The sequence below is a fragment of the Pseudarthrobacter sp. NPDC058362 genome, from assembly GCF_042723515.1.
GTDB lineage: Bacteria > Actinomycetota > Actinomycetes > Actinomycetales > Micrococcaceae > Arthrobacter.
This window is the reverse complement of sequence record NZ_JBHXIW010000003.1, coordinates 94,036-113,663: the sequence shown is the minus strand read 5'-3', so window position 1 is coordinate 113,663 and position 19,628 is coordinate 94,036. Positions and strand designations below refer to the sequence as shown.

General features: G+C 62.8%; 17 protein-coding genes and 1 tRNA gene. 3 read left to right on the top strand and 15 right to left on the bottom strand.

All coding sequences use genetic code 11. From position 1 onward, the window contains the following. Positions 1-254: 254 nt before the first annotated feature. Together ACFWIX_RS08135 and ACFWIX_RS08130 are read right to left on the bottom strand one after the other, a co-directional pair. Positions 255-1,376 (bottom strand): C40 family peptidase, encoded by a 1,122-nt coding sequence (locus ACFWIX_RS08135; RefSeq protein WP_377215616.1) that lies wholly within the window; start codon positions 1,374-1,376, stop codon positions 255-257. A 745-nt stretch (positions 1,377-2,121) separates the two neighbouring features. After that, positions 2,122-3,231, bottom strand: a complete 1,110-nt coding sequence (locus ACFWIX_RS08130; RefSeq protein ID WP_377215615.1) for a hypothetical protein — start codon at positions 3,229-3,231, stop codon at positions 2,122-2,124. Between ACFWIX_RS08130 and ACFWIX_RS08125 the strand changes: the two genes are divergently transcribed. Beyond that, positions 3,208-3,555 carry an ArsR/SmtB family transcription factor gene (locus ACFWIX_RS08125; protein ID WP_377215614.1) on the top strand — a complete coding sequence of 116 codons (348 nt, stop codon included), beginning with the start codon at positions 3,208-3,210 and terminating at the stop codon, positions 3,553-3,555. The two genes, ACFWIX_RS08130 and ACFWIX_RS08125, sit on opposite strands and share 24 nt — an antisense overlap. Here ACFWIX_RS08125 and ACFWIX_RS08120 read toward each other — a convergent pair. Continuing rightward, positions 3,552-4,037 carry a hypothetical protein gene (locus ACFWIX_RS08120; protein ID WP_377215613.1) on the bottom strand — a complete coding sequence of 162 codons (486 nt, stop codon included), beginning with the start codon at positions 4,035-4,037 and terminating at the stop codon, positions 3,552-3,554. The two genes, ACFWIX_RS08125 and ACFWIX_RS08120, sit on opposite strands and share 4 nt — an antisense overlap. Positions 4,038-4,251: 214 nt before the next feature. Between ACFWIX_RS08120 and ACFWIX_RS08115 the strand changes: the two genes are divergently transcribed. Continuing rightward, positions 4,252-4,563, top strand: a complete 312-nt coding sequence (locus ACFWIX_RS08115; RefSeq protein ID WP_377215612.1) for a winged helix-turn-helix domain-containing protein — start codon at positions 4,252-4,254, stop codon at positions 4,561-4,563. Here ACFWIX_RS08115 and ACFWIX_RS08110 read toward each other — a convergent pair. The 9 genes from ACFWIX_RS08110 to ACFWIX_RS08070 form a co-directional block, all read right to left on the bottom strand. Continuing rightward, on the bottom strand, positions 4,482-5,657 hold the full coding sequence (locus ACFWIX_RS08110; protein WP_377215611.1) for an alpha/beta hydrolase family protein: 1,176 nt from the start codon (positions 5,655-5,657) through the stop codon (positions 4,482-4,484). The two genes, ACFWIX_RS08115 and ACFWIX_RS08110, sit on opposite strands and share 82 nt — an antisense overlap. Then, the gene (locus ACFWIX_RS08105; protein ID WP_377215610.1) at positions 5,644-5,913 is read right to left on the bottom strand and encodes a hypothetical protein; all 270 of its coding nucleotides are present in this window, start codon (positions 5,911-5,913) and stop codon (positions 5,644-5,646) included. The genes ACFWIX_RS08110 and ACFWIX_RS08105 overlap by 14 nt, the downstream gene beginning before the upstream one ends. A gap of 163 nt (positions 5,914-6,076) precedes the next feature. Further along, positions 6,077-7,114 carry a hypothetical protein gene (locus tag ACFWIX_RS08100; RefSeq protein ID WP_377215609.1) on the bottom strand — a complete coding sequence of 346 codons (1,038 nt, stop codon included), beginning with the start codon at positions 7,112-7,114 and terminating at the stop codon, positions 6,077-6,079. Then, entirely contained in the window at positions 7,111-7,599 is a 489-nt protein-coding gene (locus ACFWIX_RS08095) for a hypothetical protein (RefSeq protein ID WP_377215608.1), read from the bottom strand. The genes ACFWIX_RS08100 and ACFWIX_RS08095 overlap by 4 nt, the downstream gene beginning before the upstream one ends. A gap of 518 nt (positions 7,600-8,117) precedes the next feature. Beyond that, on the bottom strand, positions 8,118-8,402 hold the full coding sequence (locus tag ACFWIX_RS08090; RefSeq protein WP_377215607.1) for a hypothetical protein: 285 nt from the start codon (positions 8,400-8,402) through the stop codon (positions 8,118-8,120). 3 nt (positions 8,403-8,405) lie between these two features. Then, on the bottom strand, positions 8,406-9,167 hold the full coding sequence (locus ACFWIX_RS08085) for an HNH endonuclease family protein (protein WP_377215606.1): 762 nt from the start codon (positions 9,165-9,167) through the stop codon (positions 8,406-8,408). 101 nt (positions 9,168-9,268) lie between these two features. Continuing rightward, a complete protein-coding gene (locus tag ACFWIX_RS08080; RefSeq protein WP_377215605.1) occupies positions 9,269-9,544 on the bottom strand; it encodes a hypothetical protein in 276 nt (91 codons plus the stop codon). Between the two features lie 75 nt (positions 9,545-9,619). Beyond that, the gene (locus ACFWIX_RS08075) at positions 9,620-10,750 is read right to left on the bottom strand and encodes a tyrosine-type recombinase/integrase (protein WP_377215604.1); all 1,131 of its coding nucleotides are present in this window, start codon (positions 10,748-10,750) and stop codon (positions 9,620-9,622) included. 86 nt (positions 10,751-10,836) lie between these two features. Continuing rightward, positions 10,837-10,918 (bottom strand) — tRNA-Leu (locus ACFWIX_RS08070). A gap of 204 nt (positions 10,919-11,122) precedes the next feature. Between ACFWIX_RS08070 and ACFWIX_RS08065 the strand changes: the two genes are divergently transcribed. Continuing rightward, positions 11,123-11,728: an ANTAR domain-containing response regulator gene (locus tag ACFWIX_RS08065; RefSeq protein ID WP_377215603.1), complete on the top strand. Its 606-nt coding sequence runs from the start codon at positions 11,123-11,125 to the stop codon at positions 11,726-11,728. 68 nt (positions 11,729-11,796) lie between these two features. Here the strand turns inward: ACFWIX_RS08065 and pyk are convergent, their stop codons facing one another. The 3 genes from pyk to gltB all read right to left on the bottom strand — a co-directional run bounded on the left by pyk (position 11,797) and on the right by gltB (position 19,415). Continuing rightward, positions 11,797-13,287, bottom strand: coding sequence for a pyruvate kinase (gene pyk / locus ACFWIX_RS08060; RefSeq protein ID WP_377215602.1), 1,491 nt, complete (start codon positions 13,285-13,287; stop codon positions 11,797-11,799). 64 nt (positions 13,288-13,351) lie between these two features. Further along, positions 13,352-14,809, bottom strand: coding sequence for a glutamate synthase subunit beta (locus ACFWIX_RS08055; protein ID WP_377215601.1), 1,458 nt, complete (start codon positions 14,807-14,809; stop codon positions 13,352-13,354). Continuing rightward, the gene (gltB, locus tag ACFWIX_RS08050) at positions 14,802-19,415 is read right to left on the bottom strand and encodes a glutamate synthase large subunit (protein WP_377215600.1); all 4,614 of its coding nucleotides are present in this window, start codon (positions 19,413-19,415) and stop codon (positions 14,802-14,804) included. Before gltB ends, ACFWIX_RS08055 begins: the two co-directional genes overlap by 8 nt. Positions 19,416-19,628: the final 213 nt, after the last annotated feature.

Genomic DNA, 19,628 nt, shown 5'->3' with positions numbered 1-19,628 from the left:
CGAACTTATTTGTTTTTTCGAATAACCCCGGAGAACTGCCTATAACTGCTGGATGCTACGTCCGCCCGGCGCGTGCGGAGATGTATCCGGCGTGCACAGCGGCCGTCCACAATGCCCCCAGCCACTGCACACGGAAGGATTCGAACGAATGTTCCAGTCGCCCCGGTGCGAAGCCGGATGTCTTCCTTGTTCGCTGAACACTCCCCAGGCCCGGGCACGGGCGCTGCGTCTGACCATCGAACCGACGTGCACGCTCAACGCGACAATAGGTCGAAATAGGCCGCGCCGGGATTCCAGCTAACCGGATGCAACAGCGTCCCTACTGATGGGTTCAATGCGCTCCACATCATGCCGTCGCCGGCATAGATGCCGACGTGGCCCCAATTGTAGGGCCCCTGAGGATTCTGGACTACAAGATCCCCTGGTTGAGGATCTTCTGTCCGCACTCCAACGCGCCACTGCTCGACCCGCGGCAACTCAATTCCGGCCTGCCTATAGATCCATTGCACGTATCCGGAGCAGTCCCAGGCTTTGAAAGCAGTACCGCCCCAGACGTATCGCCCGCCGAGCCCTTCCTGCGTGAAAGCCAGGATGTCCTGACGCAGCTGGCTAAGGTTGCGTGTCGATACGACATATTGCCTCCCTGAATGCAAATTCGAACAAGGAGCAGGCGCAGTACCACCTTCCAGCGCGGCAACAACGGCCGTGGCCACCGGCTCCCAGCGCTCATAGAGCTCGGGAAAGGCAGAAACCTGAACCGCCTGCGCAGCCATTCCTTTATCCAATGTCTCCCAACCGGGTATGTCCAACAGCCCTCGCGGATTTCCTCGGTTTGGCCCTGTCGGTCCGCCATAGAACGCGCGGGCGTTGTAGGAGGTGTCCATCAGCTCGGCAACAGTCCCCCAGCCTGCCGCCGGTCGTTGTTGGGCGGACCCGACTGAGTCATGGTCCTGTCCGATGCCGTCGTTGGGAAAGTTGAGGGACTCCGGCACAGCTGGGTTGGCGAGCATGCGAAGGCTCGATTCCTGAAGCGCCATCATAATCGCGATAATTTGCCCGGAGCGAGGTAAAGCGAGTTGTTTGCCCACCGCGATGTATGTCCTCGCGACGCTCTCCTGCCGAGGCGTTAGCACGTAAAGCAACTGCCCGGCATTGCGGATCTCCAGGCCAGCGCGAGACCCATTCACCACAGTGCTCGCGCCAACGCCAGATGGCACGCAAGCAATAGCGCGGTGCCCGGTCATACCGGTTAGCACCGCCACCCCTCCCACGAAAGCCATCAGCCCAGCGAGTAGGGCGGCGGTAAAAGCCGCGCAAACGACCTTCAGCAATGCACGTCGCCGCGTGAACATAGCGACGGCGGCCAGCGCAGCCATCAGTAAACGATCCGCTCTGCAGTCGCATAGAACCCGACCGTTGCGCAGCGTGCGGTCGGGGCAGTTACTGCCGGCGGACAGTTGATTATCACCGTAACGGGTGCTACATAGGCGCTTCGGCCGTTGTTGGACTCATCCACGACCTGAACGGTCACCGTGCACACGTGTAGGCCATCCCAAGGAGCTGGGTACTCCTGGACTTTGGCCAGCTCAAGGTCACAGCGCACAGCCTGTGCAGTGCCGCTTCGCCGTGCGGACTGTTCAGCCAGCACCGCGAAGCTTCCCGCTGTAACCCCAGTCGCTTCAAACTCTTGAACCAAGACCGACAACGGGTTTGACCCATCCGGAAGCAGCTCCCACCAGGACCGCACCCGGGCATAGATGTCGGAGTAGGCCGACGAACGGCTGTCCCACGTATAGATCCCTTGAGCTGCCGCCACGGCAAGCGCCCTGTAATCCTGAGTACGAGGCAGTGCGTTATCAGTAGGCTGAGCCGCTACCTTGACTTCGGTAGAGGCAGCGGAGGGGCTGCTCCGACCTGACGAAGTAAGGGACGGCCGGGGTGTCGCGGCCGCCTCGGTTGCAGACGGTGGCGGCGCAGCATCCCCCCCGACATTGGCGGCCGGCCAAAGCAGGAAGACGGCGCTGACCATCAAAAGGACAGATAGCCCCGCTGCCAGCCAGCGTTGGCGGCCGATTCCACGAATCAAAGTCATTGCCCAGTCCCGATTCCGAAATCCACGCTCTACACAGCCGGAACGTTTGCTTCATGCTGGATCACGCGCCAGGCTGCCCGGTACAACTGCCGGGCAAAACCAATATTCACGGCTATATACCTTTCCGAAACACCCAACTCATCCGCCAGGGAAGCCATCTGCGCGGACCTGTCCGGTCCCCGCAAGCCGGGGCGGACTATCGACTCGGCAACCCGCCGAAGCACTTTGGTGGGGAGGCAACTGGCAGCCAATCGGCAAAGTCCGTCAAGCCCTACCCCTGGTTCAGGGTGGCAGTTTAGCGCCGTGTTGATTGTCTTCGCGGTCTGCCGCACGACAGTCACCGCGTGCCAGCGGCGCCGGTCCTGAGGGGACGGCGGCCCGTAGCGACGTGGACCCACAAGGCTGGAGATCGCCAGCTTCCAGGTCTCCTCCGTGACGTTCCGGTGGACCAGGTCCAACATTGAGTGCGCCCATGCCTGGTCAATGCAGTCATCCGCGCTGCCTGATCTGGCTGGAAAGCCGATGACTGCGAGAACCTCCGGCGAGCCCTCCGTCGTCGTGAAGTCCACGAGTAACGGCAGGGTTTGATGACTAAGCTCGCGCCGGATATGAGCAGCACAGATGTTGTTGCAGACCCCCTGCACCCAGGCTTCGAAAGGGATGCCTGGAAGCTCCCTGTAACGACCCTTGGCGACTCCGTCCCAGACGGCGACGCGGATCTCCTGCATGACATCGTCAACGTCGCAAGATCGTCCGATCCGCCCGAGGCGGGAAACAACGTAGCGCTGCACGCCCTCGACCGCCACCAGGATCCGGTCGATGGGGATAAGCGAATCCCCCGGCGGGGGCGACCCGCGCAATGAGACATCCACCCCAACAGGAGTTGTTGACTGGTTCTTGGTTTGAAACGCCTCGGATTCGATTTCCATGGCTTCACCGGCTTTGACTGTTCGGATCAGTAATTCGCAGAGCCGCGCGAAGGCCGCTCCGGTGCGTGGATCTGGAGACCCAACAACGATCAGGCAGAAGCTATACAAGTTATTGTCGAAGATACTTAAAGTATAGTCAAGGCTGCTGTTCTTACTTTTTCTGTTTAGTTCGGGAAGAATGGCGTTATGCCGAGAATTACGCAGCCCCATGACGAGGCCTGGTCGGCCGATGTCGAGGCTGCCGTCGCCACCTTCGGCAACAGGTCGCGCAACGAAATTCTCCGATTCTTGACCGCTAATGGGCCGGCAACGCGGGGCGATATCGTTGCGATGGTCAGCGCTGGTGAGCCCAGCGTTGCCAAACACCTCACCGCACTGGAGGAGGCTGGCGTAGTGATGGTCGACGTCGAGCCTGGACGCAGGCACGGACGGTCACCCCGATATTCCGCGAACCCCCTCCGAATCAAGGAGCTGCTCGACGCTCACCTGAAGTACCTGCTGGAGGAACAGCACCAGCAGTCACCGGCGGGTTAGTCTGCCGGCTCCTGCGGCTCCGGTGATTCAGCCTGTGAACTGGCCGCCGCCCGCTCCCCTTCGGGCCGCCGACTAATGTCCTTGTTCAGGTACTCCGTAATCGCCCGAAGAGTCTCCGGCGATACGTCACCAAGCGTGCGGGCCGCAAAAGTCTTTACCCTCGCAGCCCGAAGCGACTTTACGAACTCGAGCTGCGAATCGATGCGCTGGGGCAGGTCCGCGGAACCGGCATCCAGAAGGTAGGCAGGGTCCACATTGAAAATTTCGCATAAAGCCGTCAGAAGAGCGGGGTCACTGACCAGCCTTCCCGTGCCGTCTTTCATGTAAAACCAGCGGGCACGGGACAGGTTAATCCCTCTGTCCGCAAGCTTCTCCTGAACCTCACGGAAGGTGATCGGTTGCCCCCGCTCCGCCACAACGACGTCGAGCAGTAAGTTCAGGCGACGGGCCAGCTCAGCTCGAGGAGACGAGCCTGCGCTCATGAGTCGTTTCTCGTCTCCTGGCATCGCTCACCTCCTGCCTGCTCGGGCACCGAATGTCAAGTCTCTGTGAAGCTCAGTATTCCGGTGGTTCATGCGGCACGCAATGAGTTGCATCAAGTGGCTTCCATCAGCTTTTCGATGAGCGTATCGTTTTGGTGTAGACCCGTCTACAGCGGGCCTCAAAGGGTCTCCCCATCCCCTGGTTGTGGTCTCCATGGCGAACATCTTGATGAATCGGACGCGAAGCAAGATCATCCGCTTCTTGATCGGCCACGGCCCGGCAACATGTCACGAAGTAGCTGCTGCCTTGGACAGGACTGCACCGTCCCTTGGAAGGCACCTGAACCTGCTATGCCAGGCCGGAATTCTTATCCTTGAGGCCGGGCGATACAGCGCGCAGCCGGATGAGATCGAGAGACAGTCAGCCGAGCTTTCAGCCGCGTTTCAGTCCGCGGATAGCGACTTCAAGAAATTGGACACAGCGGCATCCCACTTCTCGGTATCGCCATTCCACTCCAACGAGTGACCCGGAACGTCGAAGCGCTCCAACTGAATCAGATCGGGGCGCAGCTCGGCCAACCGTTCCGATACGGCCATCGGCGTCGACTTGTCCCTAGCGCCGTGCAGGATGAGCGTCGGCTTCTTGAGGTCCCCGGCGCGGGCCACCCAGTCAAGCGCAGATAGATCTATCGGCTGCTCAAGACCTGTCACCCAACGGCCTGCCGCGACGCCCAGCATTTTTAGACCCAGCCTTGACGCTGGTCCCGGTAACCCACTGGAGCTGCCATTCGACGTCAGCGTTTCAGTCCAGTTCAGGACAGGAGCTATGAGCACCAACCCGACGATCCGATCCGAGTGGACCGAAAGATCGGACGCGCGCAAAGCCATGGAGCCACCCAGGGACCAGCCAAACAGCACCAGGCGCTCCGCGCCGTGATCCATTGCGAATTGGATCGCTGCCTCGAGGTCAAGCCATTCGTTTTGGCCCAGGGAGTAACGGGCGTCGAACGACGGCGGCGCGTCACCATCGTTGCGGAATGACACCACAAGGGACGTGAGGCCGAGTTTGTGGGCGACAGGAACACCACGAAGGGCCCCCGCCCGCTTTCCCCCCATCCCGTGGACGTGGATTGCCCACGTCGAGGCTGCCTGGCCATCGGTTGTCGCCGGGAATTTCCAAGCCGGTGCAATGCCGCCACCGACCTGGACCATCACATGTTCGAACGGAAGGCCCAGTTGCTCGGGTTTGGAGTATGCATAGCCACTCCAAATGCCTGCCCTGGCGTCATGCAAATCGCCCGAATCGACTCGCTCCACAAGCCGCGTTACCGTGCCCGCCCTTGTGTCTTCATCCACGACGCCGCCTATGCGGGCGTGGCCCTTGCCGCTGGAGAACCAAAGGCTGTATCGGCCCGGCGCCGTCGTCAGGGGCGTACTCGGCAATTCAATGTGCAAGGCACCTTCTTCTGTACTTAAGACCCTTTTGACCTCCAGATCCTCTCGGCGGCTGGTCGACGGAACCACCACGCGCCGCGCGAAGTAGGCGGCAGCTAAGAATGTTGCGGAAGCTGTGCCGAGGGCAGTGAAGAAAAGCAGCCCCGGCAGCTTACTCGTTCTCATCATCTCCCCTGGCATGCTTGTCGATAACTTCCCTGAGCCGGGCCAGCGTCTCGGGAGACAATTCCTGCAATTGCCTGGCAGCAAAGTTCTTGACGCGCGCTTCCCTCATCGACTTCAAGAGAGCAAGCTGGGCCTCCACCAATTCAGGCACCTCTGCCGAGTCATCGAGAAGGTACCGGCGGTCCACGCCGAAAAATTCAGCGAGGTTCTGCAGCAGCTTCTGGTCCATGGCCAGCGAACTATCACCGCTGCGCATATAGGCCCACCGCGACCGAGATAGCGGCGTGCCACGCTCGGCCATGCTTTCCCTGATTTCCCGGTACGAGAGAGGCCCTCGCCCTTGAGACTCATACAGGTCGAGCAGAAGGCTAAGTTTTCTAGCAAGTTTGGTCTGGGGAGACTCGCGAGGCTCCGCAGCGTCATCTGTCATTTACGCCGTGCCTCCTCCCCCAAATTGCGGGGCTGACTCGACGTTCCTGCACGCCATGGTGGGTGGCGAGAAAACTTTCTGTCCGGGTCACGATTTGCCGGTCAGCCTCACTCAGCAACTTAGCAGCAGATGGGTCCATCAAGAGCGCGTCCTGAATCTCAACGAGCATCCTGTGAAGTTTTCGAGTGGAAACATCCCCGCTTTCGATGCCTTCAGCAGGTGCCGCTAAGCGAATGTCTTTGCGGGCGGCGGTCGCTTTTTCCCAGATCTCGGTGAGACTCTTCAGCAAGCCCTCTCGAGTCCTCAGCTCGATGCGGCGAGAAATCCGACGTGCGACCGGCGGCAAAGCCAGGCCGGCACACAGAAACAGCATCGCCCCAACGAAGCTCAGGTCGTAGACAACGGCTAGCTTCCCCATTGTGGACAGGTCCCCAAGCAGGTGCGTGATGTCCATCCCCAAGACTGTGAACACAACTATCAGAGCCAGGAGGCAGCCAATGCCAATGAGGGTGAAGGCGAGCCGAAAGTGAAAGCTGGCCATCCGCCGTCGGAATCTAAAGCAGACGTAACCCGTCACGCTGACAACCATGCCGATGTAGACAAACTGGATGGCCGAGTAGAGGGCGGCGGCAGGCTGATCGCCGTAGTCGACCATAAACCGCGTCGACGAGACCGGCGCTTGGATGCTGAAGAACGCAATAACCAGGCTCCCGGTGACACACCCGAGTATCGTCAGGCCGAGACGGTCCCTGCGGAAGGATCCATCGTTGAATTCTGCCGCCCGGAGGATCGCCTGGGACAGGAAGTAGATTCCAACGACCATCAGGATGTTCGCGCACAGGTCCAGAAGGTTGCGGCCACCCAGCGCTGCATCACCGGTGAGGTATATCGGATCAATATTCAGCGCAAGCGCGGTTGCGATCGCCACTGCAGCGATGAGGATGCTGTGGTCCTTTCTGGTGCGCACACCAGGCAGAAGGCACAGGACGAGAACCCAGATGACCGCAGCCGCGATGGCCTGGATCATCCGAAAACCTGCTCGAACGACTTCGGTTCCACGGCGCTCTCACGAATGGCTGCGGCGAGAAGATCTGCGAGGGTTTCAGCCGCGGCCTCCATATCGTCCACGAAGCTGCTCCGCGCCAGCGCTCGGGCGACCATCTCACCGTCAAGGTTTGGGAAGAGACTCGCCGCGTAGTTTTGGGAGATGACCAACTCATCGTGGCGCAGGATCATATGCCCAAGCTCGTGAAGGATGAACTGCTGCCTGTGGAGCACCGAGTCGGTGACCGCGTGCAGAATGATTTCTCGGGACTCGGTGGATAACCACAAGCCGCATATCGATGCGCCGTTGAGGATCCCCGTGGCTTCGATCTCAATTCGACGTCGCCGCCGGGCCGCCACGATTGCGATCAACCCAGACAGAGTCAGATGGCTGGGTAACCGCAGCGCTTGGAAAGCTTCCGCCGCAACCTCTGCTGGTTCAGTTCTCTTCGTTGTTTGCTTGTCCATACCGCCCCCTCTTTGCAGCGGACAGCAAAGGTGGCTATGCAACCACCAGGGCGCGTTGAGCCCCTCTCCGTCAATTGAACGCCTCCACTCTGGACATGTCCAGAGCCGGTTACGGAAGAGCCCCACTTGGAGAACTGGACGCGCTGTCCTTGGTCAACTGGCCTAACCAAGGCGCAGGTCATCCTCCTCCCACGCCCCACGCGCTGAAGTTGCCGCCTCCCCTGGTGCGTTCATCGAGATGCCATTCATGCCGGATGTTGAGCTTGCATAGCAGGGCCTGGATCATGGCAGCCTCCGATTCAAATCGCAGCGCTCTGTACCCCTAATCATGGACCTGCTCATCTGCCGGGGGAACTGGCCACTCCTCAGTGCCAACCCCTGTGAGGAAAGTCCTCCTGCCGGGAGCTTCCACCACCGTCTCAGCGCCGCGCTGGCCACTGCGCTATAAGGCCAATCTTGGCCCTCTAAAAGGCCAGAGAGAACAGACAGAAAGATCGAACTCAAGGAGATTTCGTCACTCAGCCAGGAATGCTGAAGAAGCTCGTCGGATCGTCTGCGCCGAGCAGGTCGTGATGGAATGCGATAGCGTCCACGGGGCGGGTGTCCACGAACAGGACCGCAACCTCTCTGGAGTGGACCACGGTGTACCGCACGGACCCCTCCAGCCAGGAGTGGATACCGGAGTACTCCTCGACGAACAAGCCGTCGCCGAGCAGTCCTCGCTCCGCGAGCAGGTCGTAGACAACATTCCAGGCGAAATCCATGAGTTCATGGATGGCCGCCTCCACCGTTGGAGCCGTCATAGCTCAATGGTCCTCCCGGGCGCCGACAATCGTGGGGAGGGAGAAAGGTGTGTCAGAGTCCCAGAACACTGACGCCGTCGACCCTCTCCCCAGCTGGGGCCGAACACCAGAATCCATGGCTGTGCATGTGCAGCCCTCGAGAATGTCGAGGATTGCCTCATGCTCGGCCCGGGTGACCCAGAGACTGTACTTGGCTTTGATCACCACCTGCTTTGACACGTAATCGCAACGGAAGGCGGTGTTTGGCGGCAGCCATGCAGCGGCGTCCTTGTCGCCCTTCGCGCTGTTGGTGTGCCCGCCCACAGCCATGAGGTTCAGGGGGTCGTTGGCCAGTTCCTCGCGCTGATCAGTGCTGAGTTGCTGTCCGCCCTTCTGCCAGGCGTCACCGAGTGCAACGATGTGATCGATCTGCACGGCGGCGCTGGTGTTGTGGCCGCGGACGAAGTTGATGGTGGTCCCGGTGTACTTGTCGGCAAGGGTGCCGGTGGTGACCACGCAGTTGTTGGTGCCCAACTTGAAAGTTTCGTCGGTCAGATCCCTGGCGAGGATGTCATTACGCGTGTCGCAGCCGTTGTGGTCCGTGTCGGCCCAGGCCGGACCGAACTCGTCGCGCGAGTAGCCGGTCCTTGGCCCAAGACCCTTCACCGGGAGGGTCTCTAACTGGGCCATCGCCTTGACCGCCTCACTGGCGAGGTACTGCCCACGGACCGCAGGCGTGGACTCACTTGCATCAGGGTCATCGCCCACGGTTCCGCGTCCACTCACGAAGACAACCAGAAGAACGGCGACTGCGGCGCCAACGGATCTAACGCCAAAGCGGGCTTTCTTCATCGTTCTGCTGTGGTCAGCGGTCATAGCGCACGAGCTCAAGTAGCCGCGGCAAGTCGGACTTTGGCCCGAGTACCGACTAGCCTCTCCTGGGCTCCCTGCCTCCTCACCGGGAGCGTCGGCCGTGGACTACTGCCGGGAAGAATCTCGCTCAGCTTCGCGATCTCCAGGATGTGCTCCGAAGTGAAGATGATCTTTCCCTTCCCCCAGCAGGCATGGGGAAAACGTCCGCTGGTGGCCCCGTCACGCAGCCACGACTCCGTGCAGCGCATGAGGGCGGCAGCTTCGGCGGGCTCGAAGAACTCGATGTCCATGGAAACCTCCAAACGGAAGGAGCTGGTTTCCACTTTCATGCCGGGATGGAAGTTTGCCGACATGACTCGAACCCATCAGCGCATGAATCCAGTCACCGAGCGCTCGGTAGCGTCAGCACCTACCTGCAGCGCCTCGGGCATCAGGTGCCCATAGACCTGCTCCGTCGTCTTTGTAGAGGCGTGTCCCAGCCGGCGCGAGATAGTGAAGAGAGGCACGCCATCCTGGATCAGCCAGGAGGCATGGGTGTGCCGCAGGTCGTGGATCCGTGGATTCTTGGTCAGTCCGATGGCCTGCGCCGTGCGAACAGCTGGGACCCAATAGTGGTGCCAGTAGAGCTTGTGGATGATCCGGCCGCCTGTAGGCGTTGTGAACACCAATTCCTTCCCCTGCCTGCTGGCGACCAAAGGAATCAAGAGCTCGACGAGTGCGGGGTTAAGCCCGATGGTGCGTTTGCCGGCACCGGTCTTTGTGGGGCCAAGGTAGAACTGGGATTGCCCGTCCCGTTTCCAGGCCTTGTTGATCCGGGCAGTTGGAGGCCTGGAGAGCAGGTCCACATCCGCCACCGTCAGGGCGGTGGCCTCTCCAAACCGCGTCCCGGTCATGACCAGGAAGTTCGTGAAAGCCTTGTACCGCTCCCCCATGCCTTCCATGATCAAGCTGAACTCGGCATGGGTGAGGAACATTGCCTCGTCCTCCGCCTTTTCGATGGGCGGCAGCTGCACACCACGGCAGGGATTGCGTGTGATGTACCCGAGCATCTCCGCGGTGTTCATAGCGGCCGAAATCAGGCCATGGATATTGTGGATGGTTTTCGGCGCCAAGCCCTTCGCAGCCATCGCCTTCACCCAGTGTGCGATAAGGCGGTAATCCAGCTTGTCCACCGGGACGTGCCCTATGACGTTCCGTATGTGCCGGTCCAGCATTACCTGGTAGGTCTTGGTGGTTCCGCTCGATGGCCGGACCAAGAGGTCGATGTGTTCCTGGATGACGTCCGCTACGCTGGGGGTGCGCTTCTCGTTGGTGAGCATCGCGTGTTGCGCGACTTCGAAGGACTGGCCGTTGGCGTCCAGGAGCCGCTTGAGGGTCTCAGCTTCCACGAGGGTGAGGACAGTCAGGCCCTGCTGCTCGCGGCTCTTCGGATCCCGCCACAGCACCATGTAGGACGTTGTGCCGTCCTTCTTGGTGCGTTTACGGATACTAGCCACATAAAAACGGTACGCCGCTGTCAACACTTTGGACGCTTTTGTCAACACTCAAAGTGCAAACTGGCCTCTGGCCTGCGGAAACACTGTGCCCGAGGTGGGACTCGAACCCACACACCTTTCGATACCGCATTTTGAGTGCGGCGCGTCTGCCAATTCCGCCACTCGGGCGCGGATTACGTGACCAACCAAGCTACGCCCACAGCTTACTGTGAGCAACGCGATCGCTTCACGTACGCGGAATTACTCTACATGCAGATAGGCTGAATTCCAGAATCGCGCCGCTGATGCCGCAACTGACCATGCAGGCCAAGTACAGCCCGGGACGGCACCTAAAATGGAGTTGTCCCGCCGTACCTTTTTCAAGGAGATCCCGTGACTGAACAGACGGAGTCAACACCCACGTCCCAGCCGGCGCGCCGCGTCGTCGTCGCCGAGGACGAAACCCTCATCCGCCTCGACATCATCGAGATCCTGCGCGGTGAAGGCTACGAGGTCGTCGGCGAAGCGGACAACGGCGAGAAGGCCGTCCAGCTCGCCGAAGAGCTGAAGCCGGACCTGGTGCTGATGGACGTCAAGATGCCGGTGATGGACGGGATCTCCGCCGCGGAAAAGATCGTCAAGGCCCGCATCGCCCCCGTCGTCCTGCTTACTGCCTTCAGCCAGAAAGAACTCGTCGAGCGCGCCCGGGACGCCGGCGCCATGGCATACGTCGTCAAGCCGTTCACCCCGGCAGACCTCATCCCCGCCTTAGAAATTGCTCTGTCCCGCCATGAGGAAATCAAGGCACTCGAAAGCGAAGTGACGGACCTGCAGGAACAGTTCGCCACCCGTAAGCTCGTCGAGCGGGCCAAGAGCCTGCTCACCACCAAGATGGGCCTCACCGAGCCCGAGGCCTTCCGCTGGATCCAGAAGACCTCCATGGACCGCCGCCTGAGCATGCGCGAAGTCGCGGAAACCATCATCAACCAGGTCAACTAGGCAAGAGCCGAAACTAAAAGGGAGGTTTCCCGCCAACCGGCGGGAAACCTCCCTTTTTAGTTTGAGGCCTAAGCCTGCTTCTTTTTCTTCTCGGGCCAGGGGCCGAGCTTTTCGCGCGCCGCAGCGGACTCGCCGCGGGTCGAATCGGCGAGGTCGCCCACCTTGTGGACCTTCAGCGAGTTCGTGGAACCGGCCTTGCCGGGAGGTGAGCCTGCGGCGATAACCACCAGGTCGCCGTCGTCCACCAATCCCATTTCCTCGAGGCTGCGGTCTACCTGCGCGGTCATCTCGTCGGTGTGGTCCACCATCTGTACCAGCACGGGCTGGATGCCCCAGGTCAGCGCCAGCTGGTTCCAGACCTGCTCCACCGGGGTAAACGCGAAGACCGGCTTCACCGGCCGCAGGCGGGACAGGCGGCGTGCCGAGTCGCCGGACTGCGTGAACGCACAGATGTACTTGGCGTCCAGCTGGTCGGCGATTTCGACGGCGGCACGGGTGATCGCGCCACCACGGGTCTTGGGCTTCGTCCCCAGCGGGGGAACGCGCTCAAGGCCATGCTCTTCCGTGGATTCGATGATCCGCGCCATCGTCTTGACCGTCTCGATGGGGTACTTGCCAACGCTGGTCTCGCCCGAGAGCATGACTGCGTCCGCACCGTCCAGCACCGCATTGGCGCAGTCCGAAGCTTCAGCACGCGTGGGGCGCGGGTTATCGATCATGGATTCCAGGACCTGCGTCGCCACGATGACCGGCTTGGCCCAGCGGCGGGCCAGCTCGATGGCGCGCTTCTGCACGATCGGCACTTCCTCCAGCGGAAGCTCCACGCCCAGGTCGCCACGGGCCACCATGATTGCGTCGAACGCGTCCACGATCTCGTGGAGTTGGTCCACGGCCTGCGGCTTCTCGATCTTGGCGATCACCGGAACCCGGCGGCCTTCCTCATCCATGATCTCGTGCACGCGGACAATGTCCGAGGCGTCACGCACGAACGACAGCGCGACCAGGTCAACCCCGCGGCGCATGGCCCAGCGGAGGTCGTCCTCATCCTTCTCACTCAGCGCGGGAACGTTGACGGCCACACCCGGGAGGTTGATGCCCTTGTTGTTGGACACCATGCCGCCGACTGTCACCTCGGCAACAACCTTGACGTCGTCCACGGCGGTGGCCCGCAGGGCCACCTTGCCGTCGTCGATCAGCAGGGCATCGCCCACATTGACGTCCTCGGTGAGGCTCTTCAGCGTGGTGGAGCAAATGTCCTTGGTGCCTGGAACATCCTCGGTGGTGATGGTGAACGTGTCACCAACAGCGAGGGCGTGCGGGCCGTCAACGAAACGGCCCAGGCGGATCTTGGGGCCCTGCAGGTCGGCCATGATGGCCACGGCCTTGCCCAGGTCAGCTGCCGCCTTGCGGACGTTCTCATACGTGTTGTCGTGCACGGAGTAATCGCCGTGGCTCATGTTCATCCGCGCGACGTCAACACCCGCTTCCAACACTGCGAGGGTGTTTTCATAGCTGGCAATTGCCGGGCCGAATGTGGCCACAATTTTTGCGCGTCTCATATACCTACCCTATTGGTCTCTTGCATTGGTTAAGTTGTCGTGCAGGTGAACCCCCGGTGCACCCTTACAGGACGGCGATGGCGCGGTCCGTCGGAGCGACCGGCGCCGGCAGGATCGTGGTACCCATCAGGTACTGATCCACGGCAGCGGCAGCGGCACGCCCCTCAGCGATGGCCCACACGATGAGCGACTGGCCGCGGCCGGCATCGCCCGCCACGAACACGCCCTCAGTGTTGGTCATGTAGTACCCATCGCGGGACACGTTGCCCCGGCCGTCGAATTCCGCGTGCACCTGTTCGGTGATGCCGGCCGGCTCGGCTCCGGTGAAGCCCAGGGACAGGAACACCAGGTCCGCCGGGATGATCCGCTCGGTACCGGCCTTGGGCAGGCGCTTGCCGTCCACGAACTCGGTCTCGGCCACTTTCACGCCGGTGAGCGTGCCGTTCTCGCCCACGAACTCAACGGTGGATGCAAGGTACGTACGCTCGCCGCCTTCCTCGTGTGCGCTGGCCACCTCGAACAAGGTGGGGAACGTCGGCCACGGCTGGTGGCTGGCACGCTCGGCCGGCGGCTGCTTGCCGATGGCCAGCGTAGTCACCGAAGCCGCGCCGTGGCGGTGTGCGGTGCCCAGGCAGTCCGCGCCGGTGTCGCCGCCGCCCAGGATCACAACGTGCTTGCCCTGCGCATGGATCTGGTTCTCCATGGTCTCCCCCGCCACCGCGCGGTTGGCCGGTACCAGGTAGTCCATAGCGAAATGGACGCCCTCGAGGTCACGCCCCGGGATGGGCAGGTCGCGGGGCACGGTGGCGCCGGTGCAGATCACGACGGCGTCATAGCGCCTCCGCAGCTGCTCCCACGTCACGTCGGTGCCCACGTTAACGCCGGTCCGGAAGCGGGTGCCTTCCGCCTTCATCTGCTCGATGCGGCGGTCCACCTGCTCCTTCTCCATCTTGAAGTCGGGGATGCCATAGCGGAGCAGGCCGCCGATCTTGTCATCGCGCTCGTACACGGCAACGGTGTGGCCCACCCGGGTCAGCTGCTGTGCGACGGCCAGGCCGGCAGGGCCGGAGCCGACGACGGCGACAGTCTTGCCGGTCAGGCGTGCAGGCGGCAGCGGGTGGACCCAGTTGTGGTCCCACGCTTCGTCGATGATCGAGACCTCAACCTGCTTGATGGTCACCGCAGGCTGGTTGATCCCCAGCACGCAGGACGCTTCACAGGGTGCCGGGCACAGCCGGCCGGTGAACTCGGGGAAGTTGTTCGTTGCGTGGAGCCGCTCGATCGCTTCCTCGCCCTTGTCCCGCCATGTGAGGTCGTTCCACTCGGGAATGAGGTTACCCAGCGGGCAGCCCTGGTGGCAGAACGGTATGCCGCAGTCCATGCAGCGCCCGGCCTGGGCCTTGAGGGTGCCCTTCTCCTGCGCCTCGTACACTTCCTTCCAGTCCATGATGCGGACGGGAACGGGACGGCGCGGCTGGGTTTCACGCTGGCGTACTTTCAGAAATCCGCGTGGATCAGCCACCGGTCACCTCCAGGATTCGAGACCATACTTCTTCGCCGTCGGGGTCCAGGCCCTCTTCGATGGCGTCGAGACGGGTTTGCAGTACGGCCGCGTAGTCGCGCGGCAGCACCTTGGTAAGGCGGGCAGCGGTGTCATCGAAGTTCTCGAGGAGCCGCGCTGCCAGCTGGGAATCGGTTTCTTCAACGTGCTTGACCAGCAGGCCGTGCACGATGTCGCGGTCCTCGGCGTCCAGCTCCAGGAGCTGGAGCTCCCCGGACTGCAGCGCTTCCTTGTTGACGCGGGTGGTCCGCAGGTCCAGGACATATGCGGTTCCACCGGACATGCCGGCGCCGAAGTTCCGGCCCGTGCGGCCCAGGATCAGCGTCTGGCCGCCGGTCATGTACTCGCAGCCGTGGTCGCCAATGCCTTCGACGACGGCCGTGGCACCGGAGTTGCGGACCAGGAAGCGTTCGCCCACGTGGCCGCGAAGGAACAGTTCCCCGCTGGTGGCGCCGTAGCCGATCACGTTGCCGGCAATGACATTGTCCTCCGCCTTGAACACATTGGTCCGGTCCGGGCGCACCACGATGCGGCCGCCGGAGAGGCCCTTGCCCACGTAGTCGTTGGAGTCGCCGTAGAGCCGCAGGGTGATGCCGGCTGGCAGGAACGCGCCCAGCGACTGCCCGGCTGTGCCGTTCAGCGTGATGTCGATGGTGTCCGTCGCCAACACGTCCGTGCCAAAGGTCTTGGTGACCACGTGCCCCAGCATGGTGCCCACGGACCGGTCCGTGTTAATCACGTCGACGGTGATCTTCACCGGGCTGCGGTCCGTCAGCGCCTCGGCGGCCATGGTGATCAGCCGCTGGTCGAAGTGCTTGTCCAGCTCGTGGTTCTGGCCGGTCATGTTCCGCAGCGGCGCATCGTCGTCGAACTCCAGGCCGTGCAGGATCGGGTCCAGGTCCAGCCCTTCGGCCTTCCAGTGGTCGATCGCCTCACGGGCATCCAGCACCTCTGCGTGGCCGATCGCCTCTTCGAGGCTGCGGAAGCCAAGCTCAGCCAGGATTTCCCGGACTTCCTCGGCCAGGAACTCGAAGAAGTTGACCACGAATTCCGGCTTGCCGGTGAAGCGTGCGCGGAGTTCCGGGTTCTGCGTCGCGACGCCCACCGGGCAGGTGTCCAGGTGGCAGACGCGCATCATGATGCAGCCTTCAACCACGAGCGGAGCGGTGGCGAAGCCGAATTCCTCCCCGCCCAGCAGGGCGGCAATGACCACGTCGCGGCCGGTCTTCAGCTGTCCGTCCACCTGCACGACCACGCGGTCGCGCAGGCCGTTGAGCATCAGCGTCTGCTGGGTCTCGGCCAGGCCGAGCTCCCACGGAACGCCGGCGTGCTTGAGCGAATTCAGCGGGGAAGCGCCGGTGCCGCCGTCGTGCCCGGAGACAAGTACGACGTCGGCCTTCGCCTTGGTCACGCCGGACGCCACAGTGCCGATCCCCACTTCGGACACGAGCTTCACGTGGACGCGCGCCGAGGGATTGGCCCGCTTGGCGTCGTAGATCAGCTGCGCCAGGTCCTCGATGGAGTAGATGTCGTGGTGCGGGGGCGGGGAAATGAGTCCGACGCCGGGCGTCGAGTGCCGCGTCCGGGCCACCCACGGGTAGACCTTCTGCGCCATCAGCTGGCCGCCTTCGCCGGGCTTGGCGCCCTGGGCCATCTTGATCTGGATGTCATCGGCGTTGGTCAGGTACAGGCTGGTTACGCCGAACCGGCCCGACGCGATCTGCTTGACCGCGGAGCGGCGCTCCGGATCGAGCAGGCGCTCAACGTCCTCCCCGCCTTCGCCGGTGTTGGACTTGCCGCCCAGCCGGTTCATCGCGATGGCGAGCGTCTCGTGGGCTTCCTTGGAGATGGACCCGTAGCTCATGGCACCGGTGGAGAAGCGCTTGACGATGCTGGAGACTGGCTCCACTTCCTCCAGGGGAACGGGCGGCCGCTCGTTCTTGAACTTGAGCAGCCCGCGGAGGGTCATCAGGTTCGTGGACTGGTCGTCCACGCCCTTGGTGTACGCCTTGAAGATGTCGTAGCGGCGTTCACGGGTGGCGTGCTGCAGCCGGAAAACGGTCTCCGGGTTGAACAGGTGCGGCTCGCCGTCGCGGCGCCACTGGTACTCGCCGCCGCCCAGCAGGGGTCGGTGCGGCTGCTCGATGCCACCCTCCGGGTAGGCCATCTGGTGGCGCGCGGACACTTCGGCCGCGATGACGTCCAGGCCCACGCCGCCCAGCTGGGAGTGCGTGCCGGCGAAGAACTCGTCCACCAGTTCCTGGCCCAGGCCGAGCGCTTCAAACGTCTGGGCGCCGGTGTAGGAGGCCACCGTGGAGATGCCCATCTTGGACATGATCTTCAGGACGCCCTTGCCCAGGCCCTTGATGAGGTTGTACACGCCGTCCTGCGGGGTCACGCCCGTGACGTCGCCGGCAGCGATCAGCTGCTCCACCGATTCCATGGCCAGGTACGGGTTCACTGCGGACGCGCCGTAACCGATCAGTACGGCGACATGGTGGGTCTCCCGGACGTCACCGGCCTCCACGACGAGTGCGGTCTTGGTGCGGTTGGCGCTGCGCAGCAGGTGGTGGTGCACGGCGCTGACGAGCAACAGGGACGGGATGGGGGCCCACTGCGCGTTGGAGTCACGGTCGGAGAGCACCACGTACTGCACGCCGCGGTTGATGGCGCCGGAAACCTGCTCGCAGATTTCGGTCAGGCGGGCACGCAGGGCGTTCTCGCCGCCTTCGGGCCGGTACAGGCCGCGGACCTTCATGGCCACACGGTTGCCGTCGGCATCCTCGATGTTGGCGATTTTGGCCAGCTGGTCGTTGTTGATCACCGGGAAGGGCAGCTGGACCTGCGGCTGGCGAACCTGCTTAGTGTCCAACAGGTTGCCGTTGGGGCCGATGGCGCAGGTCAGCGAGGTGACCAGTTCTTCACGGATGGCGTCCAGCGGCGGGTTGGTGACCTGCGCAAAGGACTGCACGAAGTAGTCGAAAAGCAGGCGGGGGCGCTTGGAGAGGACAGCCACCGGGGTGTCGGAACCCATGGCGCCCAGCGGCTCGGCGCCGGTCCGGGCCATCGGGCCCAGGAGGATCTTCAGTTCCTCGGTGGTGTAGCCGAACGTGCGCTGGCGGATGTTCACGGACGCCGCAGTGTGCACCACGTGCTCGCGCTCGGGCAGCTCGTTCAGGTCGATCAGGTTGTCCTTGACCCACTCGGCCCACGGGTTGGCCGCGGCAACTTCGGCCTTGACCTCTTCGTCGTCGATGATCCGGCCTTCGCCCGTGTCCACCAGGAACATCTTGCCGGGGGAAACGCGGCCCTTCTTGACCACCTTGGCAGGTTCGACGTCGATCACGCCAACCTCGGAGGCGAAGACGACCAGGCCGTCCTCGGTGATCCAGTAACGGCCCGGGCGCAGTCCGTTGCGGTCCAGGGTGGCGCCCACGACGTTTCCGTCGGTGAAGGATACGGCGGCAGGACCGTCCCACGGCTCCATGAGCAGGGAGTGGTATTCGTAGAACGCCCGGCGGGCAGGATCCATCGTGGCGTGGTTTTCCCACGCCTCGGGGATCATCATCATGATCGAGTGCGTGATGGGACGCCCGGAGAGCCACAAAAGCTCGGCCACCTCGTCGAAGGACGCGGAGTCGGAGGCACCCGGGGTACAGATCGGGTACAGCTCTTCCGGGGAATCGCCCAGGAGCGGGTTGGCCAGCTGGGACTGCCTGGCACGCATCCAGTTCCGGTTGCCCTTAACGGTATTGATTTCACCGTTGTGTGCGATGGTGCGGAACGGTTGCGCCAGGGGCCAGGACGGGAAAGTGTTCGTGGAGAACCGGGAGTGCACGATGGCCAGCTTGGTCTTGAACCGCTTGTCCGAAAGGTCCGGATAGAACGGCTCCAGCTGTGCCGTGGTGAGCATGCCCTTGTAGACGATGGTGCGCGAGGACAGCGAGGGGAAGTAGACCCCGAACTTGTTCTGGGCACGCTTGCGGATCCGCCAGGCGCGGGAGTCCAGTTCGTTCCGGTCCAGCTCCTCGCCCGTGGCCGAGGCCAGGAAGGGCTGGGAGAAGTACGGCATGCAGGCGCGGGCCATGGCACCCACCAGGTCTGCTACAACCGGGACTTCGCGCCAGCCAAGGACTTTCAGTCCCTCGTCGGCAGCGAGGCCCTCAATGCCGGCGCGGGCGGCCTCGGCCTCGCGCTGCTCCGCGGGGAGGAACGCAGTGCCAGCCACGTACTGGCCGGATGCCGGCAGTTCGAACTCGGTGACGGCGCGAAAGAATTCGTCCGGGATCTGCATGAGGAGGCCGGCGCCGTCGCCCGTCCCCTCATCAGCACCCACAGCGCCGCGGTGTTCGAGGTTGCGCAGGGCGGTCAGGGCGGCATCGACGATGTCGTAGCCAGGTTCGCCGCGCAGGGTGGCGATGATGGCCAGGCCGCACGCGTCCTTTTCCTGCTCGGGGTTGTACAGTCCGCCCGCGTCAGGGAGGGCCGCGAAGCGCTTGAACGGCGACATGGCAGCCTCAGGCTGATCCGGTTCGGACCAGCTGGGAGTGTGAAGAGTTTGGGTCATGGGAGACGTCCTTCCTCCTGATCGTGCGTATGGAAGGGACACCGTTGGCCCCACTCGTCGGCGCCGGTGTGATGGGCACAACAAAGTGTTATTTACAGGAAATTGTAGGTCAGCTCGGCCTGCTGAACGAAGAGTTACGCAGGCCCCTGCCCCGGGCTACACCGAAGGCCAGCTGTACGCTGATCCGGCGGATCCCATGCCACGACGCTGTGG

What these genes read in the sequence shown, in the direction of transcription:
- ACFWIX_RS08135 (WP_377215616.1), bottom strand. Translation starts at nt 1,376, where the DNA reads ATGGCTGCGCTGGCCGCCGTCGCTATGTTCACGCGGCGACGTGCATTG.
- ACFWIX_RS08125 (WP_377215614.1), top strand. Translation starts at nt 3,208, where the DNA reads ATGCCGAGAATTACGCAGCCCCATGACGAGGCCTGGTCGGCCGATGTC.
- ACFWIX_RS08130 (WP_377215615.1), bottom strand. Translation starts at nt 3,231, where the DNA reads ATGGGGCTGCGTAATTCTCGGCATAACGCCATTCTTCCCGAACTAAAC.
- ACFWIX_RS08120 (WP_377215613.1), bottom strand. Translation starts at nt 4,037, where the DNA reads ATGAGCGCAGGCTCGTCTCCTCGAGCTGAGCTGGCCCGTCGCCTGAAC.
- ACFWIX_RS08115 (WP_377215612.1), top strand. Translation starts at nt 4,252, where the DNA reads ATGGCGAACATCTTGATGAATCGGACGCGAAGCAAGATCATCCGCTTC.
- ACFWIX_RS08110 (WP_377215611.1), bottom strand. Translation starts at nt 5,657, where the DNA reads ATGAGAACGAGTAAGCTGCCGGGGCTGCTTTTCTTCACTGCCCTCGGC.
- ACFWIX_RS08105 (WP_377215610.1), bottom strand. Translation starts at nt 5,913, where the DNA reads ATGCGCAGCGGTGATAGTTCGCTGGCCATGGACCAGAAGCTGCTGCAG.
- ACFWIX_RS08100 (WP_377215609.1), bottom strand. Translation starts at nt 7,114, where the DNA reads ATGATCCAGGCCATCGCGGCTGCGGTCATCTGGGTTCTCGTCCTGTGC.
- ACFWIX_RS08095 (WP_377215608.1), bottom strand. Translation starts at nt 7,599, where the DNA reads ATGGACAAGCAAACAACGAAGAGAACTGAACCAGCAGAGGTTGCGGCG.
- ACFWIX_RS08090 (WP_377215607.1), bottom strand. Translation starts at nt 8,402, where the DNA reads ATGACGGCTCCAACGGTGGAGGCGGCCATCCATGAACTCATGGATTTC.
- ACFWIX_RS08080 (WP_377215605.1), bottom strand. Translation starts at nt 9,544, where the DNA reads ATGGACATCGAGTTCTTCGAGCCCGCCGAAGCTGCCGCCCTCATGCGC.
- pyk (WP_377215602.1), bottom strand. Translation starts at nt 13,287, where the DNA reads ATGAGACGCGCAAAAATTGTGGCCACATTCGGCCCGGCAATTGCCAGC.
- gltB (WP_377215600.1), bottom strand. Translation starts at nt 19,415, where the DNA reads ATGACCCAAACTCTTCACACTCCCAGCTGGTCCGAACCGGATCAGCCT.